This window comes from Mesorhizobium sp. B2-4-12 (genome assembly GCF_006441575.1).
GTDB lineage: Bacteria > Pseudomonadota > Alphaproteobacteria > Rhizobiales > Rhizobiaceae > Mesorhizobium.
This window is the reverse complement of the sequence record NZ_VFVC01000007.1, coordinates 23,294-45,608: the sequence shown is the minus strand read 5'-3', so window position 1 is coordinate 45,608 and position 22,315 is coordinate 23,294. Positions and strand designations below refer to the sequence as shown.

The following is a 22,315-nucleotide window of genomic DNA, read 5'->3' as shown; positions in this document are numbered from 1 at the left end:
GGGTGCTGCCTTGGATACGACCGGTGACGATTTTTCCGAATATCACGTGCCGCCGCGGCGCATCCTCATGCATCATCCGCGCCACGGCTTGTCGCTGGAGCGTTTGAGCAGGGAACGGCTGGTGGAGCTCAATTTCCTTGAATTGCCACATACTCCCGAGCTCTACACCGAATACGACGCCTTTGTCGCTTTGCTGGGAACGCATGTCGAGACGCTTTATCTCGATGATGTGATTGGCGACCACGAGCCGTTTCATGCCGAGGCGGCAAGCAATCCCAACCTCATTTTCATGCGCGACAGTTCGGTGACGTTACCCTGGGCGCCCGACAAATTCATCCCGACCCGCCCGGCCTTGCCAAGCCGCGCCCGCGAAGCGGTCGTGGTCAGCGCCGCGCTGCAAAGACTTGGCATGAGCCCGCTCACGCAGTTCGATCACGACGAATACCTGGAAGGCGGTGACGTGCTTCCGGTGACCTTCAACGACAAGCGCGTCCTGCTCGTCGGGTTCGGGGTACGCACGACCAAGGCGGCCGCGATAAAACTGGCGCTCGATCTGATCCCGCAGCATGTCGACTATATCATCGGCCTCTCGCACGATCCTGAGCTGCTTCATCTGGATACCGGGTTCACCGTCCTACCTGAAAAGGTGATCCTGGCCGCGGCCGGAATGTTCGGCGCCGGGTTCCTTATCGATGAGGAACGCAGGCTGAGCGCCGTCAATCCGCTGGCCTATGCCGAGGCGTTGGGCTGCTCGATCATTCGCTGCAACAAGGCCGATGCGATCGCCCACGAGCGGTGCAATCTGCTGCCGCTTGGCAACCGTCGCTACCTCGCCTTCGATCTTCCCGGCGAGTTGAAGGCTGTTCTCGAAAAGGCAGCCGGCATCCGCATCGATGTCGTCAAGGGCACCGAGATCGCCAAGGCGACCGGCGGGGTTCACTGCCTTACCCGGCCGCTCTATATCTAGGAATATCCAGAACTTGCCGAGACTGCTTGAACGGGCGCCTCAGAGTTTGTCGTAGGTTATTTTGGAAGCGACGTATTCATTCTTGAGCCGCCGCTGGCCACCTTCGAATGGTCCGGTGTTGAAGGCATATATTTTGAGCTCCGGCATGTTTTCAGCGGTCGCCGTGCGTTTCCAGGCATTCAGGAAATCGCCGTTCATTGCTGCCAGTTTGGTGAAGACCGTATCTTGCAGCGTCTCAACAGGATGGGCGAAGACAGCGGCGTCGACGAGCTCGATGGCGACCTCCATGCGCTTGTTGTGCGCTGCATCCTCATAAGAGATCAGCCGGAAGGTGCTCAGCACCGGTGCCAGAATATCGAGGCCGAACAGGATTTCTCGAAGGCTGTCGGGGGTAACCTTGGCGCCGTAGTATTCGATGGACATGTCCGAGCGGCCATAGATGAACAGCAGCGGCAGGTCGAGATTGCGGTTGCTTGCCTTCAGGATATCCTCGCGGCCAAGTCTTTTGAGAATGCGCCTGAGGTCCCCGAAGCGAAGCACATGCCCCCGATCGTGGATATTGTAACGGATCTTGGGTGAGATGTTGTAGGGCCGCGAGATCGTCGCCACCAATTCGCCCTTGGCGTTTTCCTCCAGATGATAGGCAAGCGGATTGTACTGGAAGATCATCGGTGTGACGCCGTAGCCAACCCGGATAATGGCTTCGCGCAACCGCTCATCCGTCAGAAGCGCGCGCCGCAGATTGATGGTGAGTTCGCTCTCGAGCGCCATGTTGACCTCAAGGTCGGAGGCGCCGTAGCTGCCAACCACGCGCTGGAATTTCTTGAGCAGATAGCCGCGCAGGCTCTCCGACACGCCTTCGCCGCCGAAGGCCGCATCGATGGTAAATTTGGACCAGTCAAGTCGCGGATCGTCGGCGAGCGTCTTGAGGAAAGGCGGATAGCCCATGACCACGTAACGAAAACGAGGGCCGAATTCGTGGATCGTGTTGATGATCTTATCGAGATTGGGACCCGTCGATTTGAGGATCGTGGTGTCGCTGAGCGAAATCGCGACGTTCATCCCGGTTGCCCATGCGCCGAGCGCGAAGGCGTTGAGGATGAAGATGGTTTCGCCCTCGCCGGTGATGCGATGGAACGTCATCTGCATCATACGCGTGGTGATCCGTCGCTCGGTCCTGCCGCGAACCCAGCTTGTCGGCGTGCCGCTGCTGCCGGAGGATTCATCGACGGTGACACCCGTAGACGGCAAGATGCCCCCCAGGACCCGCTCTTCCTGGCTGTACTTGCGGACGTAGGATTCCTTGTCCATCTCGGGGATCGACGTGAGGTCGGGCTTGGTGACGTGATCGAGCAGAATCTCAGGCTTGCCGCCGAGAGAATCGATATAGGCGCGGTAGGCCGGCACCCGATCGTAGGCGTGGTAGAAATTGGCCCAGGCGCGCCAGGCGCCCAAACCCCAGCGCACGCGCTCGAAGCCCGGAACGAGCAGGAGCCTGTAGGCGTGGCGCGATGACGCAAAGGCGCCTTCAACCAGATTGACCACTGCAACCAGGAACAGGAAGAACGGCCGTGCCATATGTTTCATCAACCGCATAGCGCGATGTCCTCGAAGGGTAGCCTGTTGCTGATCGGCGGGGCCTCGCTCTTGCCCAGTCGCAGCAGCAACCAGACCATGTCGGTTCCGCCTTTTTCATCGGGCATGCCGAAATAGCGGATCATGTTGAGGCGCGCCTCGTCCGATGTGATCACCGAGCCATATGGCTGCCAGTAGTAGCCGTGGCGGGCCACAATCAACCACAGACGGATCATAGTGATGCCGGCGCGATACCAGTCGTCGATGCCGACATAGGGACCCCGCAGCCAGCCGATGGTGCCGACGCCCTTCATGCTGCGTGCGTAGAGAAAACTGACCAGGCTGCGTATGCCCGGCATGGTCCAGAACCGCGGCCTGCTGAAGAAGCTGTGCAACAGCGGACCCGAGAAGCCGAGACAGCGTGCCGACAGTCCGTCGCCGGTGATGTCTTCCTCGCGGCTACTGAAGCGCAGCCAGCGCACCAACTCCAGGCGGATCGGGTCGTTCAGCATGTCGTGGAACAGGGCCTGACGGTTGAGCTCGATGACCCAGTCGATGGCTTCATGGTCGCTGCGCGATTCGAAACTGTGGCCGGTACGTCGCGCTTCCGTTCGCAGGTCGGCCAGCAATTGCTCGGAGATCGGGTGCCCATCGTAAGGCAATCGTGAAGTGTGCCGGTCGAGGATCAGCGCAGGATCAAAATCCGCGATGGGCCCGGAAGCTCGCCGAAGGGTCAAGCGGGCGATCGTCTGAGGTGTTTCGGTGTCGTTGTCGGGATACATCGGCGAGAAGTGAGTTTCCCGATTGAGCTCAAATCCCAAGCCGTGCGCCGCGATCGAACAGATTTCGACGAAGATGCCGGCCGTGAGCCAGGTAAAGCGGCCATGTGGATCGGCGACCCAGAGCCCGCGGCGCGGGAGAAAGATGACGTCTGCCTCGCTGTCGCTGCGGATGCGAAGCCGGAATGGCTGGGTGTTGTGGGGGCTTGGGCAACTGACTGCATAGCGGGCGATGTCCAGCCATGCCGCGCCCGTAGGCGCTTTGATCGGTTTCAAGACTACCCCCAGTTACCAAGTAAACTCGGGGTACCGTAGCGAAGAATTGATACCGAAATGTGAGCGGCGGTGGCTAACAAATCCTATCCGCGATCGGAAACTTAAGGCGGGCGACATCATTGTGTTGCCACGCCCGGCATTCAACGCGGTTCCATTGATGTATTTCTTGTTGGCGTGCTGGCTGTGCCGTGCTTCGCCCACGCCAGTACATGGAGCCTGAGCGCCGAGGACAGGTTGGTGTCGCGAGGCCGGGCCTCGTCGACTTCAGCGACAAGCGCGGCGAGTGTCAGCTTTCTCTCCGCGGCAATGGCGACGAGATCGTCATAGAAGGGTTTTTCGAGGGAATAGCTGGTGCGGTGGCCGCGAATGGTCACCGAGCGCTTTTCGACGACGCTCACGGCCAAAGGCTCATTGTTCGTCCTTGCCGGAGGGGTCGAGGCGATGGCCGGCGACAAATTTCTCGGCCTTGTCGGCAATCAGCCGGTCGCGCTGCCTGTCCGCCTTGGACCGGCCGTGCAGCGCCCGGTTCTGTTCAGCAACGCGCGCCTTATCGTCCCGCGCCTTCTGCTTGCGAGCCTGGCGGAGATTGACGATGTCGGCCATGGCCCGCGAGACTATTTCTTGCGGAAGGCGTCGAGCGAAACCACTTCGGCGCCCTTGGTGCCGGCGTCAGCGGCGGCGGGTTTCTTCTCCGGTTCGGCCGCGGCCTTCTTCTCGGCTTTCGGCTTCTTCTCCGTGACGATGGTCAGCGGTTCGGGGGAAGGTTGGACCGGCTCCTCGTCGGCCTGCGCGTCGGTTTTGACGTCGAATTCCAGCTCGAAATTGACCGAGGGATCATAGAAGCCGCGCACGGCCGAGAACGGGATCTCGAGCTTCTCCGGCACGTCGGAGAACGACAGGCCGACCTCGAAGCCGGTGTCGGTCACCTTCAGGTCCCAGTACTGGAACTGGATGACGATGGTCATCTGCTCGGGGTAGCGCTCGCGCAGGCGCGACGACACGCGCACGCCAGGCGCGCCAGTCAGGAAGGTGATGAAGAAGTGGTGATTGCCGGGGAGGCCGGTGCGCGCGACTTCGGCCAGGACCTTGCGCATGACGCCGCGCAACGCCTCCTGGGCCAGAATGTCGTAGCGGATGTGGTCGTCGGCCATGTGGTGGTCGGGTTCCGTTGAATCGTCCGTATAGCTGTAATCAAGCTTGAGCGCGGCGTAAACCGCATATAGACCGCAGCCGCGTCGAAGCGAGGACTATTGGCGACGATTTGATCGGCGAAGCCGGCTTCATCAATCGCAAATGTTATGCGTTAGCCAGCGCGCTTTGCTTTTTGACGCTGCTCGGGGAAGGGCGCTTGCCGAAAGCACGCAGGAAAGTGCGCACGCCATTGGTCGCCGATTGCACCACCTCGTCCTCGCGCGGCGTGCCGCCGAGCATGAAGGTGGTCTGCAGTTCGGCATTGACCAGGCCGAGGAACTGGCGCGCCGCGACATCGGGGTCCTCGATCGCGAGATAGCCGCCATGAGCGAGGCGGGCGAAGCGGGCGGCGATGGCCGGCCATGTCCTGCCCGGACCCTGTTCGCGCCACTCGGCAAACAATTCGGGATAGCGCTCGCCTTCGGTCTGGATCAGCTTGCGCAGGAATTTTCCGTCGCGGTTGCAGATGCAGTTCTGGTTCAAACGGACGGCAAAGCCGATCAGGTCGGCTTCGAGATCTCCGGGCTGATCGGGGAAGGTGGCAATGGTGGCGAAGATGCCGGCGTTGCAGCGCTCGGTAAGGTCGCGCACCACGGCCATGAAGAGCTTCTCCTTGTCGCCATGGTGATTGTAGACAGTCTGGCGCGACACGCCTGCCTCGGCGGCGATCAGGTCGATATTGGCGCCGGCGAAGCCCTCGCGGCAGAATACGCCGGCCGCGGCTCCAACGATCGACAGCCTCTTGGCCTCGTGGCCGCGTGGCGGGAAAGTGTCAGGAGAAACGCCCAATCTCATCAAAATCTATATAGAGGTGATTGACGATTTGGACAAGCCCGTCTAAATTTCTGGGCATAAGATAAAAGGGATTTCATCCCGAAGCGGATATTTTCGTGCTTGGGGAGTCGGAATCCTACGGGATGGAACGTCCTAGGGTTACGCGCTGCTTCGGCGCGGCAACCAGATTCGAAAGAAGCCAATATCATGAGTCCCAAATTCCTCCGCATCGCGGTCGTGCTCGGCCTGTTGTCCGCCATCGGCCCGTTCGCGATCGACATGTATCTTCCCGCTTTGCCGTCGATCGGCGAGGATCTGCATGCCAGCACCGCCGCCGTGCAGATGAGCCTGCTGATCTTCTTCCTGTCGATGGGGTTTGGCCAGATCGTCGTCGGGCCGATCTCCGACATGGTCGGCCGCAAGCTGCCGCTCTATGGCGGTTTGGCGTTGTTCATGGTCGGTGGCATCGGCTCGGCAATGAGCCCGACCATCGAGTGGTTGATCGCCTTCCGCTTCCTGCAAGGGCTTGGCGCCAGTGCCGGCATGGCCGTGCCGCGCGCCATCGTGCGCGATCTGCACACCGGCAACGAGGCCGCCAAGCTGATGTCCTTGCTGATGCTGGTGTTTTCGGTGTCGCCGATCCTGGCGCCGCTGACCGGCAGCCAGATCATCGAGAATTTCGGCTGGCGCGCCGTCTTCTGGACGGTGACCGGCGCGGCGGCCCTTGCCACTATTTTGCTCGCGACCTCGCTCAAGGAGACGCGGCCGGCGGAAGAACGCCTTGGCTCCTCCTTTGGCACCGCCCTTGCCGGCTACCGCTTCCTGATGGGCGACCGCAACTTCCTTGGCCTGGTGGCGATCGCCGGCTTCGGCATTGCGAGCTTCTTCGTCTATCTGTCGAGCTCATCCTTCATCCTGATCGACCATTACGGGCTGTCGCCTTCGGTCTACAGCGTGTTCTTCTCGATCAACGCCGTCGCCTTCATCGGCATGTCGCAGCTGACGGGACTGCTGGCCGAGCGCTTCGGGCTGCGGCGCGTGGTGCGCGTCGCGGTGACGGGCTATGCGACCACGATGGTGGTGCTGCTGGCGGTGATGGCGACGGGTGTCGACCGGCTCGACGTGATGGCAGCCCTGCTGTTCGTCGGTTACGGCTTTCTCGGCCTGGTCATCCCGACCACTTCGGTGCTGGCCATGGAAGAGCATGGAGAGATCGCCGGCACGGCTTCGGCGCTGATGGGCACGCTGCACTTCGCCATCGGCGCGCTGGCGATGGGCGTTGCCGGGGTGTTCTTCGACGGCACGCCGCTGCCGATGGTCGCCGGCATCACGCTCTGCGCGGTGATTTCCTTCACGCTGGCCAAAGTCACGCTCGGCCGCTCGCGCGAAGCGGTCGAAGCGCCTGCGGAATAAGCAGCCGCAAACGCATGTCCGCTTTCATGTCTGGAGCCCCGCCTCTTCAAGGATGAAGCGAACACGCTCGTCGACCGGCACAAGCGGCAGGGGCACCAGTTCGTAGCCGAGTTCGGCGTAGACGCCAGCCACCGAGTCATGGGTGCGTCTGGCCTCGTCCAGCGTCTGCTTGCGTTCTTCATCCTGCGCGAAGATTTCCGGCCAGGGCGGCGCGACGAAGACACGGCGCGCATAACGGAATTTCTCTGCCGCATTGACGAGGTGATCCGGCACCGGCAGGCCGCAAAGCCTGAGGTAGCCGATCGTGTCCGGCACGCCGCGATCGAAGAAGACCGGACCGGACCCGGTGTGCGCGGCATGCCAGGAACGCAGTTCCCACGACAGCATCAGCTCGGCAAAGAGGGCGCGGTCGTGCCAGGGCAGGGCGGGACCGCCGATCGTCATCTGGTCGCGAATGATGCCGCGCCCGGCTTCCGGCGCCGTCGCAAACCCACCCTGTCTCAGCGCCTCGATCAAAGTGGTCTTGCCGGAGCCCGGGCCGCCGGTCAGCACGAGGAATCGATCGGAATCGTTCTGCATCTTTTTGTCCATGAGAAGGCACGCGACGCGGCGGCTTCGCGGCCAGCAGGTCGAGCGAAGTCCGGACAGCAAGAGCCTTGCCGTCGTGCGTGACGCATATTGAAGGAGGGGAGAAGTGGAGGTTTCTGTTGCCAGGTACCTCCGAACCCCGCCTAGAAGTGCGAACCCCTAGGGCTTGATTTGAAGCTATCGCACTGCATTAAGCAGCGAGACGTGCTTCCGCATAGTTGTCGTTGGCAACTATAAGTTTAGCCCGATAACGGTGGTACAATGCCGGGCAAAAGTACGATCTTTACACCTTCGTCGATCCTATTTCGCCCCCAGCAAAAACCGCTCTGTCGTCAACAGCGGCTTTTGGTGGAGGCGCCGGGTACCGCCCCCGGGTCCGAACGGCTTATTTCATCGCCTGTTTATCGCCATAGTCGGTCAAGCCGACAAAACGAATATAGGGGGCGTTTCGCGGAAATGAAAGGCCGCAATGGGGCTTTGTCCCTGTGTCAAATTGCGACGGCAAGGGTTGACTTGGGCACGGTCTCAACCGAAGCTTTGCGGGCGGTGAGGAGTTACCGACCTAGCGCACAAGTTGCGAAGCGCCACAGCCCTCATCGATCGGATCCGTGGCGCCGACGAGGGGAATTTTGATGGCCGACTATCTTGCGGATGTGAAGAAATACGACGCGGGCGCCAGCGCCGACGCCGTCGAAAAGATCGTCAAGCATCTGGGCATTGCGCTGAGGAACCGCGACTCCTCGCTGGTGTCCTGCACCGACCCGAAAGAGCTCGAGCGCGTCAAGGAGAGCTGGGTAGCCAAGAAGCTAGGGGTTAGCGACGGGGCGAAAGCCGACGCCGCGATCGAGAAAACCTGCAAGGCAATGCATGCGGACCACAGCAAGGGCCGGGTGACCTTCTATTATCTGGTGGCCAAAGAACTGGGCAAGCTCGGCTCGCTTTGACTGTCGCGTCGGTTCGCCAAACCGGTGCGGCAGGACAGGTTTGTTTTTCACTTCACCACGCGCCAGCGCTGCCCCTCATCTGGCTGCCGCCATCTTCTCCCCGTATAGTGACGGGGAGAAGGACGCTGCGATTGCCGGTTTTGCCAATTGCCAGCATTGCGAAGAGCGCGGTGTTGCAACTAGCCTCTTTCTCCCCGTCACTTTACGGGGAGAAATGCCCGGCAGGGCAATGAGGGGCGGCGCCGACGCTGGGAGGAGTGGTGGTGCCAGCAACGCTGACATCGTTTTGAGTGTTCGGCCGCCTGTCTGGCAGCTATAATGCCTGAACTTTCGAATCGAGCCGGAACCGATGCGCCAGTATCTCGACCTCCTGCAGCATGTGCTGGAAAACGGCGCCGATCGCGGCGACCGCACCGGCACCGGCACGCGCTCCGTCTTCGGCCACCAGATGCGGTTCGACCTCTCGCGCGGCTTTCCCGTCACCACCACCAAGAAGCTGCATTTGAAGTCGATCATCCATGAACTCCTGTGGTTCCTGGCCGGCGACACCAACATCAAATACCTGACCGACCACGGCGTTACGATCTGGGACGAATGGGCGGATGAGAATGGCGATCTCGGCCCGGTCTACGGCAAGCAGTGGCGCTCCTGGCCGGATGGCCATGGTGGTTCGATCGACCAGATCGCGGGCCTTCTGAAGGAGATACGCCGCAATCCTCAATCGCGGCGACTGATCGTTTCGGCCTGGAATCCGGCCGAGGTGGAGGCGATGGCGCTGCCGCCCTGCCACTGCCTGTTCCAGTTCTACGTGTCCGAAGGCCGGCTTTCCTGCCAGCTTTACCAGCGTTCGGCCGATATCTTCCTCGGGGTGCCGTTCAACATCGCGTCCTATGCGCTGCTGACCATGATGGTGGCGCAGGTGACCGGGCTGAAGCCGGGCGATTTCGTCCACACGCTGGGCGACGCGCATCTCTACTCCAATCATTTCGAGCAGGCGCGCGAACAATTACGGCGTACTCCGAGAGCGCTGCCGACGATGTGGATCAACCCGGAGGTGAAGGACCTGTTCGCCTTCCGCTTCGAGGATTTCCGCCTGGAAAACTACATCGCCGATGCGTCGATCAAGGCGCCGATCGCGGTGTGAGCCACCAGGCTCAATCGATCCCCACCATGACGTCCGAAGCCTTGATGACAGCGTAAGCCGGCTTGCCCGCCTGGAGCTTGAGGTCGGCCGCGGCTTCGTTGGTGATCGAGGCCGTCACGATGGCGTCGCCGCCAATGTCGACATGCGAGGTGGTGGCTCCCTTGACGATCTCGATGATCGTTCCCTTGGGAATGTTGCGCGCGCTGGTCTTCATGCGGTCAACTCTTTTGCTTTTCGCTGTATCCAAACCAGCCCTATCGTAGGTCGGCCCGAGGCCCGCGTGCAATGCCGCCGTCGGGTGAAACGTCTTCCCTTGTTATGTTCAAACGGATATATCGATCGGCAGGCCAAGAGCCGATCGGATTTCAAACCAGGGAGAGTTTTCGATGACGCGCGAAGGTTTCGGATCGAGGGCGATCGCCATTGGCGGTTTTGCGGCGGCACTGATGGCCGCGGTGCCGGCGGCACACGCGCAAGACAAGGTCGTGGTGTTCGCAGCGGCCAGCCTCAAGGATGCGCTCGACGCGGTGAACAAGGCCTGCGAGGCCGATGTCGGCGAGGTCGCGACGGTGTCCTACGCCGCGAGTTCGGCGCTGGCCAAGCAGATCGAGGGCGGGGCGCCGGCTGATGTGTTCATCTCGGCCGACCTCGACTGGATGAAGTATCTCTCCGACAAGAAGCTGACCAGGCCCGACACCGAAGTGAAGCTGCTCGGCAATGAGATCGTGCTGGTGGCACCAAGCGATTCGACGGTGGAGGCCAAGATCGAGAAGGGTTTCGACCTGGCCAGGCTGATTGGCGATGGCAAGCTCGCCATGGGTGATTTCAAGGCGGTGCCTGCCGGCAAATACGGCAAGGCCGCGCTGGAATCGCTCGGCGTCTGGTCCTCTGTCGAGGGCAAGGTGGCGCAGGCCGAGAATGTCCGCGCAGCCCTGAAGCTGGTTTCGACCGGCGAAGCGGCGCTGGGCATCGTCTACGCCACCGACGCGCATGCCGAAAAAGGCGTCAGGGTGATCGGCACCTTCCCGGAGAATTCGCATGCGCCGATCATCTATCCGGTTGCCCAGACCGCCGATTCGAAGGACAAGGACACGCCGGCCTTCCTGAAGTGCCTGCAGTCGGCCAAGGCCGGCGCGCTCTTCAAGGAGCAGGGCTTCACGGTGCTCACCCCGAGCAACTGAGTTTCGAAAAGGACCTGATGCCTCGACATGACCTGGCTGCTGGACCTCACTCCCGACGAATGGAATGCGGTCCGGCTGTCCATCAAGGTGGCGACTGTCGCGATGCTCGCCAGCCTGCCGCCCGGTATAGCGATCGCGCTGCTGCTTGCCCGGAGCCAGTTCTGGGGCAAGACGCTGCTCAATGGCGTGGTTCACCTGCCGCTGATCCTGCCGCCTGTCGTGACCGGCTATCTCTTGCTTTTGACTTTCGGCAAGCGCGGCCCGGCCGGAGCCTTCCTGGCCGACCATTTCGGCCTCGTCTTTTCGTTCCGCTGGACAGGTGCGGCACTCGCCTGCGGTGTCATGGGCTTTCCGCTGATGGTGCGGGCGATCCGGCTGTCGATCGAGGCGGTGGACCGCAAGATGGAAGCGGCGGCGGGAACACTCGGCGCCAATCCTTTGTGGGTGTTCGGCACCATCACGCTGCCGCTGATCTTGCCCGGGCTGATCGCCGGCGCCATCCTGGCCTTCGCCAAGGCGATGGGCGAGTTCGGTGCGACCATCACCTTCGTCTCCAACATCCCCGGCGAGACGCAGACGCTGCCGTCGGCGATCTACACTTTCACGCAGGTGCCGGGCGGCGATGAGGGCGCGCTGCGGCTGACGCTGATTTCGATTGTCATTTCGATGGCGGCACTGGTCGCCTCGGAAGTGCTGGCGCGGCGGGTCGGCCGGCGGATGGATATCGAATGAGCGTCCTCGTCGATATCCGCCATCGGCTCGGCGATTTCGCCATCGACGTCCGCTTCGAAAGCGCCGGGCGGCTGACGGCGCTGTTCGGGCCGTCCGGTTCGGGCAAGACGACGCTGATCAACATGATCGCCGGGTTGATCCGGGCCGACAAGGGGCGCATCGAGGTCGAGCACCGGGTGCTGGTCGACACGGATGCCGGCATTTTCGTGCCGAAGCACAAACGCCGTATCGGCATGGTGTTTCAGGACGCACGCCTGTTTCCGCATATGAGCGTGATGAGCAATCTGTGCTACGGTCGCTGGTTCACGCCGGCAAAGGAGCGCTACGCCGACCTGGAGGCCATTGTCGATCTGCTCGGCATCGGCCCGCTGCTGGACAGGCGCCCGGCAAAGCTCTCAGGTGGCGAGAAGCAGCGGGTGGCGATCGGGCGGGCGCTGCTGGCCAGCCCCAGATTGCTGCTCATGGACGAGCCGCTGGCTTCGCTCGACGAGGCGCGCAAGGCCGAGATCCTGCCCTATATCGAGCGGCTGCGCGACGAGACGAAGATCCCGATCGTCTATGTCAGCCATTCGGTCGCCGAAGTGGCGCGGTTGGCCAGCGATGTTGTGATGCTGGCGCAGGGCAAGGTCGTTGCCTCGGGTCCGATCGAGGCTGTCATGCAAAGGCTCGACCTGTTACCGGCCGAAGAGCGCGGCGAGGGCGGTGCGGTTCTGGATACTAAAGTGCTGCGTCACGACGAGGCTTTCGGCATGACCGTGCTCGGCTCGGCCGCCGGGGAGATCCGCGTGCCGCGCCTTGCAATGAAGCCCGGAGCGTCTGTGCGTATCCGCATTCGTGCTCGCGATGTGATGATCGCGACGGAGGAACCAACGGGCCTCAGCGCGCTCAACATTCTGCCCGGCATGATCGTGGCGATCAATCCGGGCGAGGGGCCGACAGTCGAGATCGGCATCGATTGCCATGGCGCGACCGTGCTGGCCCGGATCACCGAACAGTCGCGGCAGGCGCTGAGGCTGCGGCTTGGCGGCAAGGTTTTCGCGGTGGTCAAGACAGTGAGTTTCGATCGCGCCAACACCAGCGCCGGCTTGCCGCTCGAGGCGCATGGCTGACAGGGGCGGCGAGCGCCGCTATATTGTTTTGGAATAACGATATCACCCAAGCAGTTCCGACAGGCTGGCGTGATCGCGGAGAAGCAAAAATGCCGTCGCTGAGCTTGCGGATAAATCTCGATCCCGACGGGCGAATCGGTCCGGGCAAGATCGAACTCCTGGAGCAGATTGCCGCTTTCGGCTCGATTTCGGCCGCCGCGCGCGGCATGGAGATGTCCTACAAGCATGCCTGGGATCTGGTCGAGGACATGAACCGGGTGTTCGGTAAGCCGCTGGTTTCGGCGCAGACCGGTGGCCGCAAGGGCGGCGGTGCGCAACTGACGTCCGTTGGCCTTGCGGTGGTCAGCCGTTTTCGAGCCATCGAACGCGCGGCGACCGCCGCGGCGGTCACGCATATGGAGGCATTGCAGGCGGAGATTGATGCGGGGTAGCAATAAGAGAGTAGGCATTAGGCAGTAGGCAGTAGGCAGTAGGCAGTAGGGTGGCAGCACCGTTCTCGACGGTCGGAGCTTTTTGTTCGAACAGATGACTTACTTCACTTCGGGAATATCATTCCCTACTGCCTACTGCCTACTGCCTACTGCCTACTGCCTACTGCCTCATTCCGGCTTGCGCAGAAGATAGGTGTCCATGATCCAGCCCTTTTCCTTGCGGACCTCTTCGCGACGCTTTTCGATCTCGGCGCCGACATCGCGGAGACGGCCGGAGATGATGATCTCGTCCGGCGTGCCGAGATAGGCGCCCCACTGGATGACGACATCCTGGTCGGCCAGCGTGTTGAAGGCGCATTTGCCATCAAGCATGACGACGGTGCTGCCGGCATTTTCGGGCAGCCCCTCCTCGGTAAGCCTGCGGCCGGTGGTGATCAGGATGGAATCGCCGATCCGGTTCAGCGCCGTCTTGTGGCTGGCGGCAAGCGCCTGGATGGCTGTGATGCCGGGGATGACGTCCTGTTCGAAGGCGACATTGCCTCGCAGGCGCACCCGCTCGAGGATGCGCAGCGCGCTGTCGTAGAGCGAGGGATCGCCCCAGATCAGGAATGCGCCGCAGCCGTCGTCGCCGAGCTCGTCGCCGATCAAGCCTTCATAGATGGCGGCGATGGCTTCGTGCCAGTCGTCGACTGTCGAGCGGTAGGAGGACGTCGGCTCGGCGCGCACCGGCACGTCGAACTCGACCCGGCGTGACTTGGGGTTGGTGACGAAGCGGTCGCATATCTCGCGCCGCAGCTCGGCCAGGTCGTTCTTGTCAGCCCCTTTGTCGGGGATGAACAGCACGTCGGCTCGGTTCAGACCTGATATGGCCTGCACGGTCAGGTGGTCGGGATTGCCGGCGCCGATGCCGATGACGAGAAGTTTGCGCATGGAGCGAACTCCTGCCCGATCGGAACCTGATAGTCCAGACCGGCGTGCCTCGGATGCGGAAGGGCTTTGAAACGCCACGTCGAAACGGCTAGGGTCATCCCAGGCATTCCAGCCGAGGGGGCTTCGATCTTGCGATATGTTCTGGCCGTAGCGTTGGCGTTTTCAATCGCGCCTGCCTTTGCCAACGACTCGATCGCCGAACTCGGCACTGGCGGCCTGATCCTGTCGCGCAGCGACGCCGTGGCGATGCAAAGCGAGGACCTCTTCATCTCGCCGGAAAAGGTGGCAGTCGACTACGTCTTCCACAACAACACCGACAAGGACGTTGACGCGATCGTCGCCTTCCCGATGCCCGACATCTCGGGCGATCCGGAGGAGATGCCGGCGATCCCCGAAAACCAGAGCGACAATTTCCTCGGCTTCGAGGTGACGATCGACGGTGCCGCGGCAAAACCGCAGCTCGAGCAGAAGGTATTTGCGCTCGGCATCGACATCAGTGCCGACCTCAAGGCGCAGAATGTGCCGTTCAATCCGTTCGGCGACGCGGCCAAAGCGGCACTGGCGAAGCTGCCGCAGGCGGTTGCTCGGGACTGGGAGAGCCGCGGCATCATCATCGAGGATCCAGAGGCGGACAGCGGCCCGGGCGCCACCCCAGCCTATACACCCTTCTGGCAGTTGCGATCGACCTATTGGTGGCGCTCGACCTTTCCGGCGAACAAGGACCTTCACGTCTCGCACCGCTACAAGCCCAGCGTCGGCGGTACGTCTTCGGTCAGTTTCTTCTACGACGGCAAGTTCCAGGGGCAGTACGGGGCCTACAAGACCCGCTACTGCATGGACGACACCTTCGAAAATGCGCTGCGAAAGGCCGCCAAGGACAATGCGGACGGTTATCCCCGGTATTACGAGCGCCGTATCGCCTATATCCTGACCACCGGCGGCAACTGGGCGGCGGACAGTATCGGCAAGTTCAAGCTGACCGTCGACAAGGGCAATCCGAAAGCGCTGGTTTCGTTCTGTGGCGACAACGTCAAAAAGATCGGGCTGACGACCTTCGAGATGGCGGCGGACGATTTTTATCCCGAGCACGATATCAATATCCTGCTGCTCGAACCGTCGGACAGCAATGGCGGGGATGCGAACTGATGCACGTCGCGATCTACGTTGCCATCGCAGAGAACGGCGTGATCGGCCGGGACGGTGGATTGCCCTGGCGGCTCTCCACCGATCTCAAGCGTTTCAAGGCAGACACGATGGGCAAGCCCATCATCATGGGCCGCAAGACCTATGAAGGTATAGGCAGGCCATTGCCGGGCCGGCTGAACATCGTCGTCACGCGCGACAAGGCCTGGCGCGCCGAAGGCGCCGAGGTGGCGCATACGCTGGAAGCCGCGATTCAGCTGGCAACGGTGCGCGGACGCTGCATGGCTGGCGTGGACGAGGTCTGCGTTGTCGGCGGCGGCGAGATCTATGCCCAGGCGCTGCCGCTGGCGGACCGGCTGCACGTCACCCATGTGCTGGCCGCCGTCGACGGCGATGCGCATTTCCCGCCGATCGATCCGAAATCCTGGCGCGTGGTGAGCACGCAGGATGTTCCGGCCGGCGAAAAGGACAGCCATGCAACACGCTATACGGTTTACGAGCGCGGCAGCGAGATACTTTGAAAGACAAAAACGGTATTGAGGACGACAAAGGGTCGCTATCGGCGCAAAACGGATGAAGTCGGCGGCGCATCGCGTTGAAAGCGTGCGGTGGCGTCCCTATAGAAGAACAACTGGATTTGCGCCGCAACGCCGGCGCTTGAGGGAATTCCAAGCGAAAGGACATTCATGCCCTGGAACGACAAGAGTGGCGGAGGCGGCGGTCCGTGGGGGGGCGGCGGCAACAATCAGGGACCCTGGGGGCAGGGGCCAAAGGGACCGAGCGGCCCGCAGGGCTCGCCTCCCGATCTTGAAGACATCATCCGCCGCGGCCAGGACCGGCTACGGCGCGCGCTGCCCGGCGGCGGTGGCGCGAGTCCGGCCGTGTTCGGGCTGATCGCCGCGGTGCTGGTCGTTCTGTGGGCGTTCCAAGCGGTCTATACCGTGCAGCCCGACGAGGTCGCGGTCGAACTGCGTTTTGGCAAGCCGAAGGCCCAACTGTCGCAGCCCGGCCTGCATTTCCATTGGTGGCCGCTTGAAACCGTCGAGACGGCCAAGATTTCCGAGCAGCTCGTCGATATCGGCGGCGGCAACACCAGCGGCAACGGCCTGATGTTGTCGGGCGACCAGAACATCGTCAACGTGCAGTTTTCGGTGGCCTATCAGGTCTCCGATCCCCGGGCCTATCTGTTCGACGTCTCCGATCCGGACGGCATGCTGCGGCAGGTCGCCGAAAGCGCCATGCGCGAAGCCGTCGGCCGCAGGCCGGCGCAGGATATCTTCCGCGACGACCGCCAGGGCATTGCGGCCTCGGTGCGCGAGATCATCCAGACGACGCTGGACGGCTACAAGGCCGGTCTGCAGGTCAACGCCATCTCGATCGAGGACGCGGCACCGCCGCGCGAAGTGGCTGACGCCTTCGACGAGGTGCAGCGCGCCGAACAAGACGAGGACAAGTTCGTCGAGCAGGCCAACCAGTATTCCAACCAGAAGCTGGGTCAGGCGCGCGGCGAGGCCGCACAGATCCGCGAAGACGCGGCCGCCTACAAGAACAGGGTGGTGCAGGAAGCCGAAGGTGAGGCGCAGCGCTTTATCTCCGTCTACGACGAATACGCCAAGGCGCCCGACGTGACGCGCAAGCGCCTCTATCTCGAAACCATGGAGAGGGTTCTGAAGGACTCCGGCAAGGTCATCGTCGAGCAGGGCAACGGGCAAGGGGTCGTTCCCTATCTGCCGCTGCCGGCATTGCAGCAGAAAGCGCCTGCATCAGCCGCGCCTGGCGCGAACACGGGAGGTAACCGGTGATGGGCAACCGTCTTCCCGTCTTCGTCGTTATCGCGGCGGTTATCCTGTTCCTGATCTATTCGTCGGTTTTCGTGGTCAATGCGCGCCAGCAGGCGCTGGTGCTGCGCTTCGGCGAAATCGTCGACGTCAAGACCGAACCCGGCATCTACTTCAAGGCGCCGTTCTCGTTCTTTGACGCCGACACGGTGCAACTGATCGAGAACCGGGTGCTGCGTTTCGACCTCGACAACATCCGCGTCCAGGTTTCGGGCGGCAAGTTCTACGAGGTCGATGCCTTCATCGCCTACCGCATTTCGGATCCGCGTGTGTTCCGTGCTGCCGTGTCCGGCCAGATCGAACTGGCCGAAGCCCGGCTGAGGACCCGTCTCGACGCCGCCTTGCGCCGCGTCTACGGTCTGCGCGACTTCGAGGCCGCCCTCTCCGAAGAGCGCGCGGTAATGATGCGCGAAGTGCGCGATCAGCTCCGGCCCGACGCCACCTCGCTCGGTCTGCAGATCGAGGATGTCCGCATCCGCCGCACCGACCTCACGGCCGAGGTCTCGCAACAGACCTACGATCGCATGAAGGCCGAACGTCTGGCCGAGGCCGAAAGACTCAGGGCACGCGGCAACGAGGCGGCGCAGCGCATCCGCGCTCGCGCCGACCGCGAGGTCGTCGAGATTATCGCCGAAGCGCAGAAGGAGTCCGAGATCCTGCGCGGTGAGGGCGAGGCCCAACGCAGCGCCACCTTCGCCGACGCTTACAAGCGCGATCCGGCCTTCTTCGATTTCTATCGGTCGATGAACGCCTACGGCACGGCGCTGGACAATACCGGGACGACCATGGTGCTGTCGCCGAGTTCGGAGTTCTTCCGCTACTTCCGCGACCCCGATGGCGAGGAAGGGCCGGCGAAACCAGCGCCGGCACCTGCCGCGCCTGCCGCGCCGACGACACAACCCAGCACGGGCCAGTAACGGCCGGTGCAGGATTTCTTCGCGGCGATAGGCCTGGTCCTCGTCATAGAGGGCCTGGTCTATGGCGGCTTTCCCGCCTTCGCGAGGAAGCTCGCGGGCGAGGTGCTGTCGATGCCGGAGAATGCGTTGCGGATCGCCGGGCTGGCCGCGGTCGCCATCGGTGTCGGCATCGTCTGGCTGGTGCGAGGCGGGTGAGGCGGCCGGTTTTCGTCTTGGCGCTAACGGAGGATTTATCCTCCGCGGATAGTCCTAGCCGCAAACGTGCCGTATTTTTTGCCAACATGGCGCAGCACGGTGTTTTCGCCGTTGCGCTTTCTTTCTCAGAATACCGGGAGGCCTCTCGATGACATCCACACTGCTTTTGCGCACGGTACGGCGGACGTTCATCGCTGGCACGGCAGCGCTTCTTGTCGGCACCGTCGCCATCCCGTCCTTCGTGACGCCGACATTCGCCAATGACGGGCCTGCTTCGGTGGCCGACCTCGCGGCAGGCCTGCTCGGCGCGGTGGTCAACATCTCGACCTCGCAGACGGTGAAGGGCACGGAGGGTCCGGGTGCCGTGCCGATGCCGCAGCTTCCCGAAGGCTCGCCGTTCCAGGACTTCTTCGACGATTTCTTCAAGAATCGCGGCGGCGGCAAGGACAATAGCGCGCAGAAGGTGCAGTCGCTGGGCTCGGGGTTCGTCATCGACGCCGAACAAGGCATCGTCGTCACCAACAACCACGTGATCGCCGATGCCGACGACATCGAGGTCAATTTCTCGGATGGGGTGACGCTGAAGGCGACGCTGGTCGGCACCGACACCAAGACCGACGTCGCGGTGCTGAAGGTCGATCCGAAAGGCCACAAGCTCACCGCAGTGAAATTCGGCGATTCCACCAAGATGCGCGTCGGCGACTGGGTGATGGCGGTCGGCAATCCGTTCGGCCTTGGCGGCACGGTCACGGTCGGCATCGTCTCGGCGCGCAACCGCGACATCAACTCCGGTCCTTATGACGACTTCATCCAGACCGACGCCGCGATCAATCGCGGCAATTCGGGCGGACCGCTGTTCAACAGCGCCGGTGAGGTTATCGGCATCAACACGGCGATCATTTCGCCGTCCGGCGGCTCGATCGGCATCGGTTTTTCCATCCCCTCGCAGCTCGCCTCGGGTGTTGTCGACCAGTTGCGCCAGTATGGCGAGACGCGGCGCGGCTGGCTCGGCGTGCGCATCCAGCCGGTGACGGACGACATCGCCGAAAGCCTCGGCATGACCACGGCCAAGGGCGCGTTGGTCGCCGGCGTCATCAAGGGCGGTCCCGTCGACAACGGCACCATCCAGGCCGGTGACGTCATCATCAAGTTCGACGGCAAGGACATCCATGAAATGCGCGACCTGCCGCGCGTGGTCGCCGAAAGCCCCGTCGGCAAGGCCGTCGACGTGCTGATCGTGCGCAAGGGTGTCGAGCAGACCGTGAAGGTGACGCTCGGCCGGCTTGAGGATGGCGAGAAGCTCGCAAGCGGCGAGCCGGGCAATACCAATCAGGACAAGGGCGGCGACAAGGCTCCGGCCGTCTCGACCGCCTCGGTGCTTGGCATGACCGTTGGCGAGCTCAACGACGAGACGCGCAAGAAGTTCAGCATCGCCGCCGATGTCTCCGGCGTCGTCATCACCGACGTGGCAAAGGACTCGGCCGCCGCCGAGCGCGGCATCCAGCCGGGCGAGGTGATCACCGAGATCGCGCAGGAATCGGTCGCCACGCCCAAGGATGTCATGGACCGGATCGGTGCGCTGAAGGAGCAGGGCCGAAAGAACGCGCTGCTGATGCTGGCATCGAAGACCGGTGAGTTGCGCTTCGTGACGATCCGGATGGATTGAGCTTTCAATCGAGCGACTTCTAAAAGGCGGCTAACCGGCCGCCTTTTTTCGCGCCTGCCACTCGGCGCGCGAGAGCCGATAGAGCACATGCCGCTTGAGCGCGGAGTGGCTGTCGGGGATGCCGGGATGATCGAAATCGGCCGACGGGTCGGTCGTCATGCCGAGGCGTTTCATGACGGCGGTCGAGCGGTGGTTTTCCGCAACGGCGAAGGACACTATCTCGTCGAGGCCAAGCGTCTCGAACCCATAGGCGAGCCATGCCTCGGCGGCCTCGGTGACATAGCCCTTGCCCCAGAATTCGGGCGCCAGCCGCCAGCCGATCTCGATCGTGCCAGCCGGCAGGACGTCCATATCCTCGGTTCCTGAGAGCCCGACAAAGCCGATGCACTGACCGGTGGCGGCAATCTCGGCAGCGGCGAAGCCATAGCCGTCCGCATCGACCCAGGCACGGACCTGGTCCATCTTGGCGTCGGCGGCGGCGCGGTCGCGGCGGAACGGGAAGAACTCCATGACGCGGTCATCGGAGTTGATGCGATGGAAGAGCTCACGATCGCGCTCTTCCCAGTTGCGCAGGACGAGGCGCTCGGTGCGCATGGGTTTCATTGCACAAACTCTTCCTGACGATAGCCTTGGACATAGAGCAACGCGGTGAGGTCGCCATGGTCGATGCGAACCCTGGCCTGCGCCGCCACGGCTGGCTTGGCATGAAGCGCCACACCGGTGCCGGCGAGGCGGATCATGTCGAGATCGTTGGCGCCGTCGCCAACGGCAATGGCGTCGGCCGGTGTCAATTCCAGGCGCGCCGCGATTTCGAGCAGCGCCTCGGCCTTGGCGGCGCGGCCGAGGATCGGCTCGCCAACCAGCCCGGTGAAGCGTCCGTCCTGTTCGAGCAGGCGGTTGGCGCGGTTTTCCTGAAAGCCGAGCATATCGGCGATGCGCGTGGTGAAGACCTCGAAGCCACCCGAGATGAGCGCTGTCCAGGCGCCGTTGGCGCGCATGGTCCGGACCAGCGCCCGGCCGCCCGAGGCCAATGTCAGGCGGTTGGCGACGATGCGGTCGACGACGGCGGCATCGAGGCCCCTGAGCAGCGCCACGCGTTCGCGCAGCGCCGGCTCGAAGGCGATCTCACCGTTCATCGATCGCGCGGTGATCGAGGCGACGTGCTCCTTGACGCCGATCTCGTCGGCCAGTTCGTCGATGCATTCCTGATCGATCATGGTCGAATCCATGTCGGCGAGGAGGATTTTCTTGCGACGCGTTTCGGCCTGCTGGACGATCACATCGACCGGTTCGGCGGCCAGTGCGGTGCGCAGCGTAGCGGTGATATCGGCGGTGTCGACCGCCTGCGGCAAAGCGAGATCGCAGGCAATTCCTTCTGCCAGCCAGACGACAGTGCTTGCGCCCACCGAGCGCGAGGCCATATTCGCAAGCGACGGCGACAGGGCGCGGTCGGCGGGACGGGAAACAAGCGTGGCAATGAGCGGCATCGAAAATTCCGGCACGGATGCGGGCGAAGGCCGCGTGAAGAACGCGATCCTGATAGCCGGGCCGACCGCCAGCGGCAAGTCAGCACTGGCGCTCGATCTGGCCGAGCGCGCAGGCGGCGTCATCGTCAATACCGATTCCATGCAAGGCTATTCTGTTCTCGACGTGTTGACCGCGAGGCCGGAGGCGGCCGAGCTTGCACGCGTGCCGCATTTTCTCTACGGGCACGTCCATCCCGGCAGCGCCTATTCGACCGGCGCCTGGCTGCGCGACGTGATGAAACTCATCGACGACGGAACGCTCTCGCGGCGGCCGATCTTCGTCGGCGGCACCGGCCTTTATTTTCGCGCGCTTGCCGAAGGCATTTCGGAAATGCCCGATATTCCGCAGCCGATCCGCGACCGTTGGCGCTATGAGCTGAAGGAGCAAGGCGCGGTCAAGCTGCACGCCCTGCTGCTGCGCGAGGATTCGAGAGCCGCCATGCAGCTGAAGCCAACCGACAGCCAGCGCATCGTACGGGCGCTGGAGGTTCTCGACGCCTCCGGCCGATCGATCCTGGACTGGCAGGCCGCGCGCGGTCGCCCTCTCATCGACAGGCAGACGGCCGGTTTCCTGGTCATCGAGCCGGACCGGGCGGCGCTGGTTGATCGCATCGAAAGGCGCTTCGACCAGATGCTGGACAAGGGTGCGCTGGAGGAGGTCAGGCAATTAGTGGCCCTTCGCCTCGATCCGGATCTGCCGGCGATGAAGGCGATCGGCGTTCGCGAACTGCAGGCCGCGATGGCCGGACAATCCAGTTTTCCCGAGGCGATCGAACGCGCCAAGATCGCAACACGGCAATATGCCAAGCGGCAGGCGACCTGGTTTCGACATCAGCTGGGGCCTGAATGGCAAAGACTGTGCCCGGGTGACGATCTCGAAACCAAGATTTCAACGCTGGTTGCTAATGCAACTTAAAAAGTCGACATCGAGGGAAGGGTTCCCGCCGAAGTTGTTGGAATTAACGCTCCGTAAGTCGGTCCGTGCCATAAGGTCGA

The 22,315-nt window shown here is 62.8% G+C and carries 26 protein-coding genes and 1 other RNA gene; 15 read left to right on the top strand and 12 right to left on the bottom strand.

Going from position 1 to position 22,315, the window contains the following annotated elements; all coding sequences use genetic code 11:
* Window positions 1-10 precede the first annotated feature (10 nt).
* Window positions 11-967, top strand: coding sequence for an arginine deiminase family protein (locus FJ934_RS06500; protein WP_181165537.1), 957 nt, complete (start codon window positions 11-13; stop codon window positions 965-967).
* Between the two features lie 39 nt (window positions 968-1,006).
* On the opposite strand, the gene FJ934_RS06495 is transcribed toward FJ934_RS06500, so the two are convergent.
* The 6 genes from FJ934_RS06495 to FJ934_RS06470 form a co-directional block, all read right to left on the bottom strand.
* Window positions 1,007-2,563, bottom strand: a complete 1,557-nt coding sequence (locus FJ934_RS06495) for a CoF synthetase (protein WP_140607936.1) — start codon at window positions 2,561-2,563, stop codon at window positions 1,007-1,009.
* Window positions 2,554-3,597, bottom strand: coding sequence for a hypothetical protein (locus tag FJ934_RS06490; protein ID WP_140607934.1), 1,044 nt, complete (start codon window positions 3,595-3,597; stop codon window positions 2,554-2,556). Before FJ934_RS06490 ends, FJ934_RS06495 begins: the two co-directional genes overlap by 10 nt.
* Before the next feature lie 140 nt (window positions 3,598-3,737).
* Complete coding sequence (locus FJ934_RS06485; RefSeq protein WP_140607932.1) at window positions 3,738-3,995, bottom strand: ribbon-helix-helix domain-containing protein; 258 nt, start codon at window positions 3,993-3,995, stop codon at window positions 3,738-3,740.
* 10 nt (window positions 3,996-4,005) lie between these two features.
* The gene (locus tag FJ934_RS06480) at window positions 4,006-4,200 is read right to left on the bottom strand and encodes a DUF4169 family protein (RefSeq protein WP_140607930.1); all 195 of its coding nucleotides are present in this window, start codon (window positions 4,198-4,200) and stop codon (window positions 4,006-4,008) included.
* Window positions 4,201-4,211: 11 nt separating this feature from the next.
* Window positions 4,212-4,748, bottom strand: coding sequence for an SspB family protein (locus FJ934_RS06475; RefSeq protein ID WP_140607928.1), 537 nt, complete (start codon window positions 4,746-4,748; stop codon window positions 4,212-4,214).
* A gap of 145 nt (window positions 4,749-4,893) precedes the next feature.
* On the bottom strand, window positions 4,894-5,583 hold the full coding sequence (locus FJ934_RS06470) for a TetR/AcrR family transcriptional regulator (protein ID WP_140607926.1): 690 nt from the start codon (window positions 5,581-5,583) through the stop codon (window positions 4,894-4,896).
* Window positions 5,584-5,769: 186 nt separating this feature from the next.
* Here FJ934_RS06470 and FJ934_RS06465 point away from each other — a divergent pair, with 186 nt between their 5' ends.
* A complete protein-coding gene (locus FJ934_RS06465) occupies window positions 5,770-6,975 on the top strand; it encodes a multidrug effflux MFS transporter (protein WP_140607924.1) in 1,206 nt (401 codons plus the stop codon).
* Between the two features lie 24 nt (window positions 6,976-6,999).
* Here the strand turns inward: FJ934_RS06465 and FJ934_RS06460 are convergent, their stop codons facing one another.
* Window positions 7,000-7,554, bottom strand: a complete 555-nt coding sequence (locus FJ934_RS06460; RefSeq protein WP_140607922.1) for an AAA family ATPase — start codon at window positions 7,552-7,554, stop codon at window positions 7,000-7,002.
* A 114-nt stretch (window positions 7,555-7,668) separates the two neighbouring features.
* Window positions 7,669-8,029: a transfer-messenger RNA gene (gene ssrA / locus FJ934_RS06455) on the bottom strand.
* A gap of 166 nt (window positions 8,030-8,195) precedes the next feature.
* Between ssrA and FJ934_RS06450 the strand changes: the two genes are divergently transcribed.
* Both FJ934_RS06450 and FJ934_RS06440 read left to right on the top strand, forming a co-directional pair.
* The gene (locus FJ934_RS06450; RefSeq protein ID WP_140607920.1) at window positions 8,196-8,507 is read left to right on the top strand and encodes a DUF2853 family protein; all 312 of its coding nucleotides are present in this window, start codon (window positions 8,196-8,198) and stop codon (window positions 8,505-8,507) included.
* A 349-nt stretch (window positions 8,508-8,856) separates the two neighbouring features.
* Window positions 8,857-9,651, top strand: coding sequence for a thymidylate synthase (locus FJ934_RS06440; RefSeq protein ID WP_140607915.1), 795 nt, complete (start codon window positions 8,857-8,859; stop codon window positions 9,649-9,651).
* Window positions 9,652-9,661: 10 nt separating this feature from the next.
* Here FJ934_RS06440 and FJ934_RS06435 read toward each other — a convergent pair whose 3' ends face one another.
* Window positions 9,662-9,865: a TOBE domain-containing protein gene (locus FJ934_RS06435; RefSeq protein ID WP_140607913.1), complete on the bottom strand. Its 204-nt coding sequence runs from the start codon at window positions 9,863-9,865 to the stop codon at window positions 9,662-9,664.
* A gap of 172 nt (window positions 9,866-10,037) precedes the next feature.
* On the opposite strand from FJ934_RS06435, the gene modA reads away from it, so the two are divergent.
* The 4 genes from modA (at window position 10,038) to FJ934_RS06415 (ending at window position 13,104) form a co-directional block, all read left to right on the top strand.
* On the top strand, window positions 10,038-10,832 hold the full coding sequence (gene modA / locus FJ934_RS06430; RefSeq protein WP_140607911.1) for a molybdate ABC transporter substrate-binding protein: 795 nt from the start codon (window positions 10,038-10,040) through the stop codon (window positions 10,830-10,832).
* A 27-nt stretch (window positions 10,833-10,859) separates the two neighbouring features.
* Window positions 10,860-11,564, top strand: a complete 705-nt coding sequence (modB, locus tag FJ934_RS06425; protein WP_140607909.1) for a molybdate ABC transporter permease subunit — start codon at window positions 10,860-10,862, stop codon at window positions 11,562-11,564.
* Window positions 11,561-12,673, top strand: coding sequence for a molybdenum ABC transporter ATP-binding protein (gene modC, locus FJ934_RS06420; protein WP_140607907.1), 1,113 nt, complete (start codon window positions 11,561-11,563; stop codon window positions 12,671-12,673). The genes modB and modC overlap by 4 nt, the downstream gene beginning before the upstream one ends.
* Window positions 12,674-12,762: 89 nt before the next feature.
* Window positions 12,763-13,104: a winged helix-turn-helix domain-containing protein gene (locus tag FJ934_RS06415; RefSeq protein WP_140607905.1), complete on the top strand. Its 342-nt coding sequence runs from the start codon at window positions 12,763-12,765 to the stop codon at window positions 13,102-13,104.
* Between the two features lie 168 nt (window positions 13,105-13,272).
* On the opposite strand, the gene cobF is transcribed toward FJ934_RS06415, so the two are convergent.
* Window positions 13,273-14,034 (bottom strand): precorrin-6A synthase (deacetylating), encoded by a 762-nt coding sequence (gene cobF / locus FJ934_RS06410; RefSeq protein ID WP_140607902.1) that lies wholly within the window; start codon window positions 14,032-14,034, stop codon window positions 13,273-13,275.
* Between the two features lie 126 nt (window positions 14,035-14,160).
* On the opposite strand from cobF, the gene FJ934_RS06405 reads away from it, so the two are divergent.
* The 6 genes from FJ934_RS06405 (at window position 14,161) to FJ934_RS06380 (ending at window position 19,793) form a co-directional block, all read left to right on the top strand.
* On the top strand, window positions 14,161-15,180 hold the full coding sequence (locus FJ934_RS06405; protein WP_140608134.1) for a DUF4424 domain-containing protein: 1,020 nt from the start codon (window positions 14,161-14,163) through the stop codon (window positions 15,178-15,180).
* The gene (locus FJ934_RS06400) at window positions 15,180-15,698 is read left to right on the top strand and encodes a dihydrofolate reductase (protein ID WP_140607900.1); all 519 of its coding nucleotides are present in this window, start codon (window positions 15,180-15,182) and stop codon (window positions 15,696-15,698) included. Before FJ934_RS06405 ends, FJ934_RS06400 begins: the two co-directional genes overlap by 1 nt.
* A 165-nt stretch (window positions 15,699-15,863) precedes the next feature.
* The gene (gene hflK / locus FJ934_RS06395) at window positions 15,864-16,979 is read left to right on the top strand and encodes an FtsH protease activity modulator HflK (RefSeq protein ID WP_140607898.1); all 1,116 of its coding nucleotides are present in this window, start codon (window positions 15,864-15,866) and stop codon (window positions 16,977-16,979) included.
* Complete coding sequence (locus FJ934_RS06390) at window positions 16,979-17,932, top strand: protease modulator HflC (RefSeq protein WP_140607896.1); 954 nt, start codon at window positions 16,979-16,981, stop codon at window positions 17,930-17,932. Before hflK ends, FJ934_RS06390 begins: the two co-directional genes overlap by 1 nt.
* A 6-nt stretch (window positions 17,933-17,938) precedes the next feature.
* Window positions 17,939-18,127 carry a DUF2065 domain-containing protein gene (locus tag FJ934_RS06385; RefSeq protein ID WP_140607894.1) on the top strand — a complete coding sequence of 63 codons (189 nt, stop codon included), beginning with the start codon at window positions 17,939-17,941 and terminating at the stop codon, window positions 18,125-18,127.
* A gap of 148 nt (window positions 18,128-18,275) precedes the next feature.
* Window positions 18,276-19,793, top strand: a complete 1,518-nt coding sequence (locus FJ934_RS06380; protein ID WP_140607892.1) for a DegQ family serine endoprotease — start codon at window positions 18,276-18,278, stop codon at window positions 19,791-19,793.
* Between the two features lie 30 nt (window positions 19,794-19,823).
* Here the strand turns inward: FJ934_RS06380 and FJ934_RS06375 are convergent, their stop codons facing one another.
* Together FJ934_RS06375 and serB are read right to left on the bottom strand one after the other, a co-directional pair.
* Entirely contained in the window at window positions 19,824-20,396 is a 573-nt protein-coding gene (locus FJ934_RS06375; protein ID WP_140607889.1) for a GNAT family N-acetyltransferase, read from the bottom strand.
* Window positions 20,393-21,280 carry a phosphoserine phosphatase SerB gene (serB, locus tag FJ934_RS06370; RefSeq protein WP_140607887.1) on the bottom strand — a complete coding sequence of 296 codons (888 nt, stop codon included), beginning with the start codon at window positions 21,278-21,280 and terminating at the stop codon, window positions 20,393-20,395. Before serB ends, FJ934_RS06375 begins: the two co-directional genes overlap by 4 nt.
* On the opposite strand from serB, the gene miaA reads away from it, so the two are divergent.
* The gene (miaA, locus tag FJ934_RS06365) at window positions 21,270-22,235 is read left to right on the top strand and encodes a tRNA (adenosine(37)-N6)-dimethylallyltransferase MiaA (RefSeq protein WP_140607885.1); all 966 of its coding nucleotides are present in this window, start codon (window positions 21,270-21,272) and stop codon (window positions 22,233-22,235) included. The genes serB and miaA overlap by 11 nt on opposite strands.
* Window positions 22,236-22,315 lie beyond the last annotated feature (80 nt).

Bases quoted from the DNA above. Each gene is read 5' to 3' on its own strand.
- FJ934_RS06435 (WP_140607913.1), bottom strand. From the start codon at position 9,865: ATGAAGACCAGCGCGCGCAACATTCCCAAGGGAACGATCATCGAGATC.
- FJ934_RS06480 (WP_140607930.1), bottom strand. From the start codon at position 4,200: ATGGCCGACATCGTCAATCTCCGCCAGGCTCGCAAGCAGAAGGCGCGG.
- modC (WP_140607907.1), top strand. From the start codon at position 11,561: ATGAGCGTCCTCGTCGATATCCGCCATCGGCTCGGCGATTTCGCCATC.
- cobF (WP_140607902.1), bottom strand. From the start codon at position 14,034: ATGCGCAAACTTCTCGTCATCGGCATCGGCGCCGGCAATCCCGACCAC.
- FJ934_RS06465 (WP_140607924.1), top strand. From the start codon at position 5,770: ATGAGTCCCAAATTCCTCCGCATCGCGGTCGTGCTCGGCCTGTTGTCC.
- FJ934_RS06460 (WP_140607922.1), bottom strand. From the start codon at position 7,554: ATGCAGAACGATTCCGATCGATTCCTCGTGCTGACCGGCGGCCCGGGC.
- FJ934_RS06475 (WP_140607928.1), bottom strand. From the start codon at position 4,748: ATGGCCGACGACCACATCCGCTACGACATTCTGGCCCAGGAGGCGTTG.
- modA (WP_140607911.1), top strand. From the start codon at position 10,038: ATGACGCGCGAAGGTTTCGGATCGAGGGCGATCGCCATTGGCGGTTTT.
- modB (WP_140607909.1), top strand. From the start codon at position 10,860: ATGACCTGGCTGCTGGACCTCACTCCCGACGAATGGAATGCGGTCCGG.
- FJ934_RS06390 (WP_140607896.1), top strand. From the start codon at position 16,979: ATGGGCAACCGTCTTCCCGTCTTCGTCGTTATCGCGGCGGTTATCCTG.
- FJ934_RS06495 (WP_140607936.1), bottom strand. From the start codon at position 2,563: ATGCGGTTGATGAAACATATGGCACGGCCGTTCTTCCTGTTCCTGGTT.
- FJ934_RS06380 (WP_140607892.1), top strand. From the start codon at position 18,276: ATGACATCCACACTGCTTTTGCGCACGGTACGGCGGACGTTCATCGCT.
- FJ934_RS06470 (WP_140607926.1), bottom strand. From the start codon at position 5,583: ATGAGATTGGGCGTTTCTCCTGACACTTTCCCGCCACGCGGCCACGAG.
- FJ934_RS06440 (WP_140607915.1), top strand. From the start codon at position 8,857: ATGCGCCAGTATCTCGACCTCCTGCAGCATGTGCTGGAAAACGGCGCC.
- serB (WP_140607887.1), bottom strand. From the start codon at position 21,280: ATGCCGCTCATTGCCACGCTTGTTTCCCGTCCCGCCGACCGCGCCCTG.
- miaA (WP_140607885.1), top strand. From the start codon at position 21,270: ATGAGCGGCATCGAAAATTCCGGCACGGATGCGGGCGAAGGCCGCGTG.
- FJ934_RS06415 (WP_140607905.1), top strand. From the start codon at position 12,763: ATGCCGTCGCTGAGCTTGCGGATAAATCTCGATCCCGACGGGCGAATC.
- FJ934_RS06375 (WP_140607889.1), bottom strand. From the start codon at position 20,396: ATGAAACCCATGCGCACCGAGCGCCTCGTCCTGCGCAACTGGGAAGAG.
- FJ934_RS06450 (WP_140607920.1), top strand. From the start codon at position 8,196: ATGGCCGACTATCTTGCGGATGTGAAGAAATACGACGCGGGCGCCAGC.
- hflK (WP_140607898.1), top strand. From the start codon at position 15,864: ATGCCCTGGAACGACAAGAGTGGCGGAGGCGGCGGTCCGTGGGGGGGC.
- FJ934_RS06400 (WP_140607900.1), top strand. From the start codon at position 15,180: ATGCACGTCGCGATCTACGTTGCCATCGCAGAGAACGGCGTGATCGGC.